This is a genomic window from Streptomyces sp. NPDC085944, from assembly GCF_040686295.1.
Classification (GTDB): domain Bacteria; phylum Actinomycetota; class Actinomycetes; order Streptomycetales; family Streptomycetaceae; genus Streptomyces; species Streptomyces salinarius.
In genome coordinates, this window is record NZ_JBFBJX010000015.1 from 135,682 (window position 1) to 149,631 (window position 13,950).

Annotated in this window: 9 protein-coding genes and 1 pseudogene; 3 read left to right on the top strand and 7 right to left on the bottom strand. The window is 72.4% G+C overall.

From position 1 onward, the window contains the following. Window positions 1–27 precede the first annotated feature (27 nt). The 5 genes from narI to AB0P07_RS27640 all read right to left on the bottom strand — a co-directional run bounded on the left by narI (window position 28) and on the right by AB0P07_RS27640 (window position 7,683). A complete protein-coding gene (gene narI / locus AB0P07_RS27620) occupies window positions 28–798 on the bottom strand; it encodes a respiratory nitrate reductase subunit gamma (protein ID WP_365555267.1) in 771 nt (256 codons plus the stop codon). Continuing rightward, window positions 795–1,601, bottom strand: coding sequence for a nitrate reductase molybdenum cofactor assembly chaperone (narJ, locus tag AB0P07_RS27625; RefSeq protein WP_365555269.1), 807 nt, complete (start codon window positions 1,599–1,601; stop codon window positions 795–797). The genes narI and narJ overlap by 4 nt, the downstream gene beginning before the upstream one ends. Next, window positions 1,598–3,166, bottom strand: a complete 1,569-nt coding sequence (gene narH, locus AB0P07_RS27630) for a nitrate reductase subunit beta (protein ID WP_365555270.1) — start codon at window positions 3,164–3,166, stop codon at window positions 1,598–1,600. The genes narJ and narH overlap by 4 nt, the downstream gene beginning before the upstream one ends. Window position 3,167: 1 nt before the next feature. Then, entirely contained in the window at window positions 3,168–6,869 is a 3,702-nt protein-coding gene (locus AB0P07_RS27635) for a nitrate reductase subunit alpha (protein ID WP_365555272.1), read from the bottom strand. A gap of 400 nt (window positions 6,870–7,269) precedes the next feature. Further along, window positions 7,270–7,683: a pyridoxamine 5'-phosphate oxidase family protein gene (locus tag AB0P07_RS27640; RefSeq protein WP_365555274.1), complete on the bottom strand. Its 414-nt coding sequence runs from the start codon at window positions 7,681–7,683 to the stop codon at window positions 7,270–7,272. Between the two features lie 278 nt (window positions 7,684–7,961). Here AB0P07_RS27640 and AB0P07_RS27645 point away from each other — a divergent pair, with 278 nt between their 5' ends. From AB0P07_RS27645 to AB0P07_RS27655, 3 genes and pseudogenes are all read left to right on the top strand, one after another. Further along, a complete protein-coding gene (locus tag AB0P07_RS27645) occupies window positions 7,962–9,200 on the top strand; it encodes a NarK/NasA family nitrate transporter (RefSeq protein ID WP_365555276.1) in 1,239 nt (412 codons plus the stop codon). Window positions 9,201–9,219: 19 nt separating this feature from the next. Then, the gene (locus tag AB0P07_RS27650) at window positions 9,220–9,693 is read left to right on the top strand and encodes a hemerythrin domain-containing protein (protein WP_365555278.1); all 474 of its coding nucleotides are present in this window, start codon (window positions 9,220–9,222) and stop codon (window positions 9,691–9,693) included. A gap of 175 nt (window positions 9,694–9,868) precedes the next feature. Then, a pseudogene (locus AB0P07_RS27655) lies at window positions 9,869–10,003 on the top strand (respiratory nitrate reductase subunit gamma); the annotation flags it as partial. Window positions 10,004–10,376: 373 nt separating this feature from the next. Here the strand turns inward: AB0P07_RS27655 and AB0P07_RS27660 are convergent. After that, entirely contained in the window at window positions 10,377–10,958 is a 582-nt protein-coding gene (locus AB0P07_RS27660; RefSeq protein WP_365555279.1) for a hypothetical protein, read from the bottom strand. A 303-nt stretch (window positions 10,959–11,261) separates the two neighbouring features. After that, complete coding sequence (gene adhE / locus AB0P07_RS27665; protein ID WP_365555281.1) at window positions 11,262–13,922, bottom strand: bifunctional acetaldehyde-CoA/alcohol dehydrogenase; 2,661 nt, start codon at window positions 13,920–13,922, stop codon at window positions 11,262–11,264. Window positions 13,923–13,950: the final 28 nt, after the last annotated feature.

The following is a 13,950-nucleotide window of genomic DNA, read 5'->3' on the forward strand; positions in this document are numbered from 1 at the left end:
TGCCGGGAGCAGGCCTCTCGTCGGTGGTCATACGGGGTGCCGGTCGCGCCGGGCGGGGCCCGCCGTGTGCCCGGGGGCGGTCGCGCGCCGCCGGTAGACGACGTAGGGGCGGACGAGGTAGCCGACGGGCGCGCTCCAGACGTGTACGAGGCGGGTGAAGGGCCAGACGGCGAAGAGCAGGCAGGCGCTGAGCGCGTGCAGCTGGAACAGCAGGGGCGCCCCAGTGATGGCCTCCGGCTGCGGTTGGAGGGTGAACAGGCCGCGGAACCAGACGGAGACGGTGGAGCGGTAGTCGTATCCCGCGCCGAACACGTTGTGCGCGGCGGTCGCGGTGATGCCCACCAGTACGGTGGCCGACAGCAGCGGGAAGAGCACCTTGTCGCTGCGGTCGGTGCCCAGGCGGACCCGGCGGGTCAGCAGTCGGCGGGCGCACAGCATGCCCAGGCCGGCCACCATGGCCACACCGGCCACCGAGCCCGCCCACACGGCCGTCGTGTGGTACGTGTGCTCGTCGACCCCGACCGCCTCGGTCCACGAGGCCGGTACGGCCAGGCCGACGACGTGCCCGGCGATCACCATGAACGCGCCAAGGTGGAACAGCGGGCTGCCCCAGCGCAGCCACCGGTGTTCGAGAAGCTGGGTGGTGCGCGAGGTCCAGCCGAACTGGTCCTGCCGGTAGCGCCAGACGTGTCCGACGGCGAACACGGCCAGGCAGATGTAGGGCACGGCCACCCACAGGAGGAGGTCGGAGCCGCTCGCTGCGGCGGGGGGAGCGGGTGCGGCGGGTGCGGCACTCATCGGGCGCCTTCCGGGGTCGTCAGGGACGGCATGAGGGTGGGCCGAGCCTGCTCGGGCGGGACGAAGGCGCCCGGCGGCGCGAAGTCGCCGGCGCCGTACGGGTCCAGGCCGACGTCCTCGGCGGGCGGGCCCTGGGCGGCGAGTTCGGCGACGGCCTCGCGGTCGGCCTCGGTGGCGGGCGGCAGCAGGGTGAGCAGCGCGGCGAGGACGTGCCGGTAGGGGGAGCCGCCGTCGGTCAGCGCGTGGTGGATCAGTTCCAGTCCGCGCCGGTGGAGGCGCAGCGGGGCCTCGCCCGCGCGCGGCCCGGCGAGCGCGGCGTACTCCAGGACGACCGGGAGGTGGTCGGGCAGTTCTCCGCCGTCGCTGTCCCAGCCGGTGGCGCGGTAGCGCTGGGCGAGGGCGAGCAGGGCCATGCCGCGGCGGCGGGTGTCGCCGTGCAGGTAGTAGGTGAGGTAGAGACCGCTGCGGCGGCGCAGGTCGAACGTCTCCACGTAGTGCTGCTCCAGCGCGTCCGGTTCCTGACCGGTGAACCAGGCGGTGAACGTGGACAGGTGCTCGGTGGCGGGGGACGGCGGCAGCGCCTCGACGGTGGCGGTGAGCACCGGCCGGGCGGCGGTGAGCGCGGCGTCCGGGTACTGCAGCAGCAGGGACAGCAGCCGCAGCAGCAGCGCGCGGGTCTCCGGCTCCCGCGGTCCGAACGAGGCGGTGGTACGGCCGGGGCGCGCCGTCCCGTCCGGGCGGCGCAGGACGGCCCGGACGCGGGCGCGGACGATGTTCGGGACGGTGGTGGGCAGCGGGCTCATGCGGACTCTCCCGTCGAGGCGGCCGAGGCGCGGCGCAGGGTGGGGACGCCGAGCATGATCCGGCCACCGGACCCGGCCGGTCGCGGGTCCCCGGACGTCTCGACGGGGCAGCGGTCCTCCATCGCGCTCAGCGCCGCGGCGTCCTCCTTGTGCGCGGCCGGCACGACGTACCGGTCCTCGTACTTGGCGACGGCCAGCAGGCGGTGCAGGTCCTCGGCCTCGCGGGCGGTCAGCCCGACCGCCTTCAACGCGGCCTCGTCGCCGTCCTCGCCCAGCGTGCGTTCGCGCATGTAGGAGCGCAGCGCGGTGAGCTTCATCAGCACCCCGCCGACCACGTCGGTGTCCCCGGCGGTGAACAGCTCCGCCAGGTACTCCAAGGGGATGCGCAGCCGGGTGACGGCCGCGAACACGTGGTCCGGGGCGTCCTGGTTGCCGCCCGTCGCGTCGACGGCGTCCAGGACGGGCGACAGCGGGGGCACGTACCAGACCATCGGCAGGGTGCGGTACTCCGGATGCAGCGGCAGAGCCACCTTGTGCCGTGCCACCAGGTCGTACACGGGGGAGCGGCGGGCGGCGTGCAGCCAGTCCTCCGGGATGCCGGACTCCCGGGCCGCCGCGATGACGTCGGGGTCGGCCGGGTCGAGGAAGACACCGCGCTGGGCGTCCAGCAGGTCCTTCTCGTCGGGGGTGGCGGCGGCCTCGCCGACCCGGTCGGCGTCGTACAGCAGCAGACCGAGGTAGCGCAGCCGCCCCACGCAGGTCTCGGAGCAGACGGTGGGCTGGCCGGCCTCGATCCGCGGAAAGCAGAACGTGCACTTCTCGGCCTTGCCGGTGGCGTGGTTGACGTACACCTTCTTGTACGGGCACGCCGTCACGCACATCCGCCAGCCGCGGCACTTGTCCTGGTCCACCAGGACGATGCCGTCCTCGACCCGCTTGTACATCGCGCCGGACGGGCAGGCCGACACGCAGGCCGGGTTGAGGCAGTGCTCGCACAGCCTGGGAAGGTGGAAGAGGAAGGTCTGCTCGAACTCGAACTTGACCCTCTCGGTCCACGCGCCGCTGAGGTTGGGGTCGGCGCCGGCGTTCTCGGGGGCGCCGCCGAGTCCGTCCTCCCAGTTGGCGCCCCAGGTGATGGAGGTGGGCCTGCCGGTGAGGACGGAGCGGGGGCGGGCCACCGGCATGTCCGGTCCGGCGGGGGCGCCGACCAGGTTGTCGTAGTCGTAGGTGACCGGCTCGTAGTAGTCCTCCAGGGAGGGCAGGTCCGGGTTGGAGAACAGCGACAGCAGCCGTTTGACCCGGCCGCCGGAGCGCAGGACGAGACGCCCGCGCCTGTCGAGCATCCAGCCGCCCTTCCACTGGTCCTGGTCCTCGTAGCGGCGCGGGTAGCCGACGCCGGGCTTGGTTTCGACGTTGTTGAACCAGGCGTACTCGACGCCGGTGCGGTTGGTCCACGTCTGCTTGCAGGTGACCGAGCAGGTGTGGCAGCCGATGCACTTGTCGAGGTTCATCACCATCGCGACCTGTGCCATGACGCGTCCGACGGTGGCTTCGGCACGGGGCATGTCAGTACTCCACTCGCTGGTCGCGGCGGCGGATGACGGTGACCTCGTCGCGCTGGTTGCCGGTCGGACCGTAGTAGTTGAAGGCATAGGTGAACTGCGCGTAGCCGCCCGCGAGATGGGTCGGCTTGAGCAGCAGCCGGGTGAGGGAGTTGTGGATACCGCCGCGCCTGCCGCTGACCTCGGTCTTCGGCACGTTCACATTGCGGTCCTGGGCGTGGTGCATGTACACCGTCCCCTCCGGCATGCGGTGGGTGACCACGGCCCGGCAGGCGACGACACCGTTGCGGTTGTACGCCTCGATCCACTCGTTGTCCTTGACGCCGATCTTCTCGGCGTCCTGGAGCGACATCCAGAGGGTGGGGCCGCCCCGGGACAGGTCGAGCATGTACTTGTTGTCCTGGTAGTTGGAGTGGATGGACCACTTCGAGTGCGGGGTGAGGTAGCGGACCGTGACCTCGGCCCGCCCGTCCTCGTGCAACCGCTCGTCGCCGTAGTGCCGCGGCGTGTTCAGCGGCGGCCGGTAGACGGGAAGTTGCTCACCGAGTTCGGTCATCCAGTCGTGCTGGACGAAGAAGTGCTGGCGTCCGGTGAGGGTGTGCCAGGGCTTCTTGTGCTCGGTGTTGATGACGAAGGGGGAGTAGCGGCGTCCGCCGGTCTCCGAGCCCGACCACTCGTACGAGGTGATGACGGAGCGGGGCTGGGTGCGGGTGTCGGCGAAGGTGATGCGCTCCGCCTCGCGCTCGGCGGACAGTTCCACCAGGCCCTCGCTGCCGGTCTGCCGCTCCAGCTCGCGGAAGCCCTCGGTGGCCAGCCGCCCGTTGGTGGTGCCGGACAGGGCGAGGATCGCCTCGCACATGTCGGAGGCGGTGGCGAGCGAAGGACGCCCGGCGGCCACCCCGTCGCGGACGGTGCCGTTGCGGCGGCGCAGGTCCTCGATCTCCCGGTCCGGGTGGACGGTGACGCCCTTGGTGGTGGTGCCCAGGCTGTCCAGCAGCGGACCGACGGCGCGCATCTTCTGCGCGATCGCGGCGTAGTCCCGCTCGACGACGGCCAGCTTCGGCATGGTGCGGCCCGGGACCGGTTCGCACGCGCCGGTCTTCCAGTCCCGCACCACCCCGCCGGGCTGGGCCAGCTCGTCGGGGGTGTCGTGCAGCAGCGGCACCGGCAGCACGTCGGTGCGGGTGCCGAGGTGCTCGGCGGCCAGCTCGCTGAAGCGGTCGGCGAGGGTCAGGAAGCTGTCGTAGTCGGTGCGGGCCTGCCACGGCGGGGCGATGGCCGGGGTGAAGGCGTGCACGAAGGGGTGCATGTCCGTGCTGGACAGGTCGTCCTTCTCGTACCAGGTGGCGGCCGGCAGGACCACGTCGGAGAGCAGCCCGGTGGACGTCATCCGGAAATCCATGGTGACCAGGAGGTCGAGCTTGCCCTCGGGAGCCTCTTCCCGCCACACCACGTCCTTCGGACGCCCCTCGGGCGGGGTCTCCTCGGAGCGCACCGCGGCGTCGGTGCCCAGCAGGTGGCGCAGGAAGTACTCGTTTCCCTTGCCGGAGGAGCCCAGCAGGTTGGCCCGCCACACGGTCAGCACGCGCGGGAAGTTGGCCGGGTCGTCGGGGTCCTCGGCGGCGAACCGCAGCCGCCCCGACTTCAGTTCGTCAACGATGTGCTCGGCGACCGGCCGGCCCGCGGCCCTCGCCTCGTCCGTCAGGTCGAGCGGGTTGCGGTTGAAGCCCGGGTGCCCCGGCGTCCAGCCCAGCCGCACCGCCTGCGCCAGGCAGTCGGCGAACGCCTTCCCCTTGAACCTGCCCTCGCCCAGCGGGGAGGCCAGCTCGTCGGGGCCGAACGCCTCGTAGCGCCACTGGTCGGAGTTCAGGTACCAGTACGACGTGCCCGCCATGTGCCGGGTGGGCCGCTGCCAGTCGAACGCGAACGACAGATGCTGCTGCCCCGTGAGCGGGCGCACCTTCTCCTGGCCGACGTAGTGCGCCCAGCCACCGCCGTTGACGCCCTGGCAGCCGGTCATCGTCGTCAGCGCCAGGAAGGCACGGTAGATCGTGTCCGAGTGGAACCAGTGGTTGGTGCCCGCCCCGAGGGCGATCATCGAACGGCCGCCCGTGCACTCGGCGTTGCGGGCGAACTCGCGGGCGATCCGGGCCGCCTGCTCCGCCGGGACGGAAGTGATCGTCTCCTGCCAGGCCGGGGTGTGGAGCCGGTCCGCGTCGTCGTACGAGGACGGCCAGTCGCCGGGCAGGCCGGGGCGCCCGACCCCGTACTGGGCGAGCATCAGGTCGAAGACGGTCGTGACGAGCCGTCCGCCGAGCCGGCGCACCGGGACCCCGCGGACCATGCTGCCGCCGCCCTCGGTGGCACCTTCGTCGAAACGGGGCAGCGTGATCGTCACCGTCTCCTCGGCCCGCTCCAGCAGGCTCAGTTCGGGCACCACGTCACCCAGGTCGAGGTTCCAGCGGCCCTGCTCCTCCTTGCCCCAGCGGAACCCCAGCGAGCCGCCCGGGACCACGGGTTCGTCCGTCGTCGAGTCCAGCAGAACGGTCTTGGAGCCGGCGTTCTCCACCTCGTGGCCGAGGTCGGCGGCGGTCAGGAACCCGTCCGGGACCAGACCGCCGCCCGCGTGCTCGCGCAGGGAGACCAGGAACGGCGCGTCCGTGAACGTGCGCAGGTACTGCTGGAAGTAGGGCACCTCGCGGTCGACGAGGAACTCGCGCAGGATCACGTGCCCCATGGCCATCGCCAGGGCGCCGTCCGTGCCCGGGTGCGGGGCGAGCCATTCGTCGGCGTGCTTCACGTTGTCGGCGTAGTCGGGGCTGACGGCGACGACCTTGGTGCCGTTGTAGCGGGTCTCGGTGAGGAAGTGCGCGTCGGGCGTGCGGGTGACGGGGATGTTGGAGCCCCACATGACCAGGTAGCCGGCGTTCCACCAGTCGGCGGCCTCCGGCACGTCCGTCTGGTCGCCGAAGACCTGCGGCGACGCGACCGGCAGGTCGGCGTACCAGTCGTAGAACGACAGCAGGGTGCCGCCGATCAGCGAGTGGTAGCGGGCACCGGCCGCGAAGGACGCCATCGACATCGCCGGGATGGGCGAGAAGCCGGCGACGCGGTCGGGACCGTACGCCTTGACGGTGTGCACCTGCGCGGCGGCGATCAGCTCGCTCACCTCGTCCCAGTCGGCGCGCACCAGCCCGCCCTTGCCCCGGGCCCTCTTGTACGCCCGGGCCCTTGCCGGGTCGGAGGTGATCTCCGCCCAGGCCGCCACGGGGTCGCCGAGCCGCCGGCGGGCCTCGCGCCACAGCTTCAGCAGCGCGCCGCGCACATACGGGTAGCGGACCCGGCTGGGCGAGTACGTGTACCAGGAGAACGACGCCCCGCGCGGGCAGCCGCGCGGCTCGTACTCGGGGCAGTCCGTGCCGATCGAGGGGTAGTCGGTCGCCTGGTGCTCCCAGGTGATGATGCCGTCCTTGACGTACACCATCCACGAGCACGACCCCGTGCAGTTGACCCCGTGCGTGGAGCGCACCACCTTGTCGTGCGCCCACCGGTCCCGGTAGAACCCCTCCCACTTGTCGTCACCCGCGCCGAAGACGGCACGCCCGTCGGCCGACACCTCACGGCGCGTCAGCAGCCGCCGGGCCGCGAGAGGCCAGTCCTGGGCGACGCCCGGCCGACCTCGGCGTGCGTTCTGATCGTTCTCCATGGGCCAGAACGCTAGGCGCGGCGATCGCGCCGGACCTGGGGCCGAAGGTCCCTGCCCGGGCGACCGACCGTCCCGCGCTCGCTCCTCGTCGAGGGCCTCATGGTCCTCGCGGACCGGCGGCTTCGCCGCGGAGGGGGCGTGCGGGGCCGGCGGGTCAGTCGAACAGGCCGGTGCTCAGGTAGCGCTCCCCACCGGTGCAGCCGGTGGGCGACCCGGTGCGACCAGACGGCCGGATATGGACCGGAGGGCGGGCAGGCGCCACGCGCCCGCGCACTGGGGCCTTACCGGCCGTCCGCCCCGCCGGAGGAACGGGAAACCTGATCCGTCGGCACCAGCGGTGGAGAGGGCCGGTTCACGCGATACCGCGCGCGGCCGTGTTCCGCCCGGCCGTCGTCGCCGCTCAACCGACGCCGGCGATCTCCCGCCCGGTGACCATCTCGGACTCGATCCGTACGTAGACCCCGTCGTGCGAGACCACCCAGGAGCGCGGGCCGTTCTCCGCCAGGCGTGCCCGTGCGCCGGGGTCGGTCACTACGGCGGCCCGCCCTGTGACGACGACGCTCCACCCGGACCGGCCGTGGACGTCGAAGTCGTCCGCCTCGAACGCGACCACCGCCCCGTCGACGGCCCGTACGAGGTCGGAGCCCGCCGAGGTGCGCAGGACCACCGAGGCGTCGGTGTCCAGGGAGAAGTTGACCGGCAGCACAGCGGGCAGCGCCTCACGGGTGTACACGACGCGGCCGACCGGAGCGGTGCCCAGCAGACGCAGGCACTCCGCTCGCTCCAGTGCGCGGAAGCCGTCTTCGGAACTCATCCGTCCATCTTCGCTCCGGTTCCGCTGCCGCGTTAGGGCCGGACGGCCCCATGTGGTCCCGTCTCGGGAGTCGCGCCGCTCGGACCGGGTACCGCGGCGTCGCCGCGGACACGGGGAGCCGGGGACCGCCGGGCCTTGCGACGGGGACTGTCGGCCCACCCCCCGAGGGCACCGGGCCACTGATAGTGGTGAGCACGGCACCGGCCCGCGACGAGCGGCCGGCGGACCGGCGGTCCACATCGGTTCCGCGTCCACTGCTATCAGGAGGGAAGGGCGGCATGCTCCAGCCGTCGACACATCACAGCGAGACCACACCGCAGTCCGTGCCCGGCCGGGCCTGGCTGATGCTGGCACTCGCCACCCTGGGCTTCGCCCTCAACTTCTGGGCCTGGGCCCTGCTGAGCCCGCTCGGCCCGCGGTTCAAGGACAGCCTGGACCTGAGCTCCTTCCAGCAGTCGTTGCTGGTGGCCGTACCGGTGGTGGTCGGCTCGCTGGGGCGGATACCCGTCGGCGCGCTGACCGACCGGTTCGGAGGGCGAGTGATGTTCCCGCTCGTCTCCGCCGCCACCATCGTCCCGATCCTCTACATCGGGCTGGCCGGGCACTCCTCCTTGGCCGCCCTGCTGGTCGGAGGCTTCTTCCTCGGCATCGGCGGCACCGCCTTCGCCGTCGGAGTCCCCTTCACCAGCGCCTGGTTCCCGCCGGAGCGGCGGGGCCTGGCCATCGGCATCTTCGGCGCCGGCATGGGCGGCACCGCCGTCAGCGCCCTGACCACGGTGAAGCTGGTCGACGCGTACGGCATGGCCAACCCGTTCCTCGTCACCGCCGCCGTCCTGGCCGTCTACGCCGTGGTGGCCGCGCTGCTGCTGCGCGACGCGCCCGGCCGGACCGTGCCGACGGAGTCCCTGGCCCACCGCATGGCGGCCACGTGCAAGTTGGGTGTCACCTGGCAGGCCTCGGCCCTCTACGCGGTCGCCTTCGGCGGCTACGTCGCCTTCTCCGTCTATCTGCCCACCTACCTCAAGACCGGCTACGACCTCACCCAGGCCGACGCCGCCAACCGCATGGCGGGATTCGTCCTGCTCGCGGTCGCCATGCGCCCGATGGGCGGCTGGTTCTCCGACCGACTCGGGCCGGTCAGGGTCCTGGCCGGTTCGCTGGCCGTGGTGCTCACCGGGGCACTCGCCCAGTCGCTGACCCCGGCCCTGATGCCGGTCGGCACGATCGCCTTCCTGGCCATGGCCGCCGCGCTCGGTGCGGGCAGCGGCGCCGTGTTCGCCCTGGTCGCCCTCCTCTCGCCGGCGAACAAGGTCGGTTCGGTCACCGGCATCGTGGGCGCCGCCGGCGGGCTCGGCGGCTTCCTCCCGCCGCTGGTGATGGGCACGCTGTACGGTTCGTTCGGCTCCTACGCGATCGGCCTGATCCTGCTCGCCGCGGTCGCGGCGGCGGCGCTGGCCTTCACCGGCACCGCACTGAGCAACGCCGTCTCGCGCCGCGTGACCGCGCACTCGCACTGACCACGGACGGAGAAGGACGATGTGTGAGTACTGCGGCTGCCAGTCGCTCGCGACGATCGATGAACTGACCAGGGAACACGAAGCCGTTGTCAACCTGATCGGCCGGGTGCGCGACGCCCACCGGGACGGCAGGATCACCCTCATGGCCGAACTCGCCCGCGAGATCGCCGCCGTGCTGGTGCCCCATACCGAGGTCGAGGAGGAAGGTCTCTTCCCCGCGATGGCCCACGAGTTCCCCGAGCAGATCGCGGCACTGCGGGACGAGCACCGCCGCATCGAGACGGTGCTGTCCGAGGCGAACGGACCGTTCCTGAACGACTCGACCTGGCCACGGCGTCTGATCGACACACTCGGCCTGCTGCGCGAACACATCCTCAAGGAGCAGGACGGAGTCTTCCCGGCGGCCCTCGCCTTCCTGGACCCCGAGCACTGGGAAGCGGTCGAGGCGGTCCGCGCGCGTGTCGGCAGCGCGGTGCCGCAACCGCTGCCGTAGCCCCACCGCGCCGGACATCCCTTCGCCGTCCGTCACCCGCGCTCTCTCCTCCCCCTGTCACCCACCGGTCCGCCCGGCGCGCCGTCCGCGTCGGGCGGACCCACGTCAAGGGCGTTGCAGTACGGGGCCAGTTGGGAGGTGGTGGTGGATGGTGGCCGGCGCCCACGTGCACACGGTGCTGTTCCAGCTGCACGCCCTCGGCGCACTGCTGCTCTTCGCCGCCCGGCCCTTCACCCGCCTGATCCACAGGCTGACCGCCCCTGTCGGCTGGCTGACCCGGCCCTGCATCGTCTACCGCGGCCGCCACGCCCGCCTCGGCAGTGCGGCGCCCCGCCACGAACAGCCGCGTGAGGGCCGAGGACCCAGGAGGGGGACCGGGCGCGTGGTGCCGCCGGTCTCGCGGGCGACGCCCGGCGCCGTGCCGCCGCGCGCACGGCCGCCGGGCGGGCGGCGGCCACCCGTGCGCGGCCCGCAGACGCGCGAGTGGTGTGTCCCGGCACGTCAGCCGGTGGCCCGGTCTCCTTGCGTCAGCATGGCCTCCACGGCCACCCGTGCGCGGCCCGCAGATGTGCGAGTGGTGTGTCCCGGCACGTCAGCCGGTGGCCCGGTCTCCTTGCGTCAACATGGCCTCCACGGCCACCCGTGCGCGGCCCGCAGACGCGCGAGTGGTGTGTCCCGGCACGTCAGCCGGTGGCCCGGTCTCCTCGCGTCCCCATCGCCTCCCACGCCCTGTCCCAGCGTTCCAGACGGCGCCTGTCGAGCCGTCGGCGGACGACGAATCCGGCCCCGGCGGCGCATCCGGAGACGGCGAGCACGCTCACCGTGCCGAGGGCGAGAGCCTGCGCGACTCCTTCCCCGCGCTGCGTCGGCTCGGGCCTGAGCAGACCCTGACCGTCCTGCCACAACCGCACCTCCGTCCCGGCCGGCAGCCCCGTCCGCACGGCGGCCCGCCCGGTGCGCACGGCACCGTCGGGAGCGATCCACCGGACCTGCGCCGGCACCCGCCAGTTCCGGCTTCTGCTCTCCGAGGCGGCGGCGGGGACGTCGGCGAGTACGACGGCCGACACCGGACGCCGCTCGGCGCGTTCCCGCGCGAACGTCTGCTGAGCGGTGAGCACCGTCGTCACACCGGCTGCCGAACCGCCGAGCAGGACGGCCACCCACAGCACCAGCACGACCCAGGCTTCGGCGACGTCCTCCGGCCGGCGCAGGGCGTTGCGCCGCCACCGCCAGAACCGCTGCCTGCGCGCGTCACCGTGGCTCATCGCCGTGTCCTTCCTCGTCTCCGGCCGCAGTAGTTGCTTCGTGCCGGCGCCCGGCGTGGTGGCCGGACGGGGCGGGGCGGGGCGGGGCGGCGGCCGGGCGCCGGATCCGGCGGGCCCGAGTCCGGACTCCCGCGCAGGACAGCCGGTCCCGGGCCCCCGGTCCGGCCGCGTTTCCGGGGCCCGGCCGGCGCACCCGGGGCGGCCTGCCCGGCGGTCGTGTGAGCGCCGGGCGGGAGACCGCAGGGCCCCGGCGGTGCGGTGCCGCGCCGTGGGGGCGCCGGCGCGCGGTGGGCGACGGCGCGGTCAGGCGGCGGGCGCCACTCGGCCGTGCAAGGCCGTGCGCATGAGCTCCTGCATGTCGTCGAGCATCGGCATGCGCGGATTGGCCGGCGCGCACTGGTCCTCGTAGGCGTTGAGAGCCTGTTGGGGCAGGGCCGCCAGGAAGGCGCGCTCGTCCACGCCCAGGGCCGCGAAGGTCGGCTCGATGCCGACGGCGTCGCGCAGCCGCTCGACGGCCGCCGCCAGGGACTCCACGCCCTCGGCCGCGGTGGCCGCGGGCAGACCGAGGGTGCGGGCGATGTCCCGGAACCGCTCGGGGGCGCGGTAGTTCTCGTACTTGGGCCAGCCGGTCAGCTTGGTCGGAACGGTGCCGTTGTAGCGGATGACGTGGGGGAGCAGCACGGCGTTGGTGCGGCCGTGGGCGATGTGGAAGGTGGCGCCCAGGGTGTGGGACATGGCGTGGACGATGCCGAGGAAGGCGTTGCCGAAGGCCATGCCCGCGATGGTGCCGGCGTTGTGCATCTTCTCCCGGGCCTGCGCGGCGCCTTCACGGTCGTTCACCGCCGCCTCGATATTGCCGAAGACGAGCCGGACGGCGTGCAGCGCGAGGCCGTCGGTGAAGTCGTTGGCGTAGACGGACACGTACGCCTCGATGGCGTGGGTGAGGGCGTCGAATCCGCTGTCGGCCGCGAGCGCCGGGGGCAGCGCGGTGGTGAGCAGGGGGTCGATGATCGCGACGCTCGGGGTGAGGGCGTAGTCGGCGAGCGGGTACTTCTTGCCGGTGGCGGGGTCGGAGATGACGGCGAAGGGGGTGACCTCGGCGCCGGTGCCGGAGGTGGTGGGCACGCACACCAGGCGGGCGAGCCTGCCGAGGGCGGGGAAGCGGAAGGCACGCTTACGGATGTCGGAGAACTTCTGCCGCATGTCGGCGAAGTCGATGTCGGGCTGCTCGTACAGCAGCCACATGACTTTGGCGGCGTCCATGGGGGAGCCGCCGCCGAGCGCGATGATCGTGTCGGGCCGGAAGTCCCGCATGAGGCCCGCACCGTGCTGCACGGAGTCGATGCTGGGTTCGGGCCGGACGTTGTCGATGATCTGGAGGGTGACCGGTTCGCGGCGCCGTTGCAGGACGCGGCTGATCCGGTCGACGAATCCGAGGCGGGTCATGGTCGCGTCGGTGACGATCGTGACGCGGTGGATGTCCGGCATGGAGGTCAGGTAGCGGATGGCCTGCGGCTCGAAGTAGATCTTCGGCGGGACCTTGAACCACTGGAGGTTGTTGCGGCGGGTGGAGACCCGCTTGACGTTGAGCAGCTGGGCGGCGGAGACGTTGTTGGACACGGAGGTGCTCCCCCAGGAGCCGCAGCCGAGGGTGAGCGAGGGCAGCAGGCCGTTGTAGACGCCGCCGATCGCGCCCTGCGAGGACGGGGCGTTGACGATGATCCGCACGGTCTTCATGCGCGCGCCGTACGCCTCGGCCAGCGCACGGTCCTCGGTGTGGATGACGGCGCTGTGGCCCTGGCCGTGGAAGGCGACCATGTCCGCGGCCAGGTCGAAGCCCTGCTGCTCGTTCGCGGCCCGGAGCACGGCCAGTACGGGGCAGAGCTTCTCCCGGGTCAGCGGCTCGTCCGGGCCGACGTGTCCGGCCTCGACCAGGATGACCGAGGTGTCCTGCGGCACGGAGAATCCGGCCCGCTCGGCGATCCACGCCGGGCTCTGTCCGACGGCGGCGGCGTTGACCTTGGGTTCGCAGCCGCCGCCCGGGCCCTTGGCGGGGGGAAAGAGGAAGGACTCCAGCTTCGCCTTCTCCTGCGGGGTGGCCAGATGGGCGTGGAGGGCGCTGAACTCGGCGAGAGCCGCGTCGTAGACGTCGGTGTCCAGGACGACGGCCTGCTCGGAGGCGCAGATCATGCCGTTGTCGAACGACTTGGACAGCACCAGGTCGTTGACGGCCCGGCGCAGCTTCGCGCTCTTGTGGACGTAGGCGGGAACGTTCCCGGCGCCCACGCCGAGGGCGGGCTTGCCGGCCGAGTAGGCGGCCTTGACCATGGCGTTGCCACCGGTGGCGAGGATGAGCGAGACGCCCGGGTGCTCCATGAGGGTGCGGGTGGCGTCGATGGACGGCTGCTCGATCCACTGCACGCAGTTCTCCGGCGCTCCCGCGGCGACCGCCGCCTCCCGCACGATCCGGGCGGCTTCGGTGCTGCACCGCTGCGCGGAGGGGTGGAAGGCGAACACGACCGGGTTACGGGTCTTCAGGGCCATCAGCGCCTTGAAGAGCGTCGTGGAGGTCGGGTTGGTGACGGGCGTGATCGCGCACACCACGCCCACCGGCTCCGCGATCTCGACCATGTCCTCGATGTCGTCGCGGGCTATGACCCCGACGGTCTTCATGCGGCTCATGCTGTGCGTGACGTGTTCGCAGGCGAACATGTTCTTGGCCGCTTTGTCCTCGAAGACCCCGCGCCCGGTCTCCTCCACGGCCAGACGGGCCAGCGCCGTGTGCTGGTCCAGCGCGGCGACGGACGCCTTCTTGACGATGTGGTCGACCTGTTCCTGGGTGAGGGTCTCGTAGTCGGCGAGCGCCTTGAGACCGGCCGTGACCAGGCGGTCGACGGCGACCGAGGTGTCGGACGGTGTCCCGGTGCCGGTCACGGCCGCGGTCCGTGCGTCCTGTCGGGTCATGGTGGTCTGCCTCCGTTGTCGGACGCCG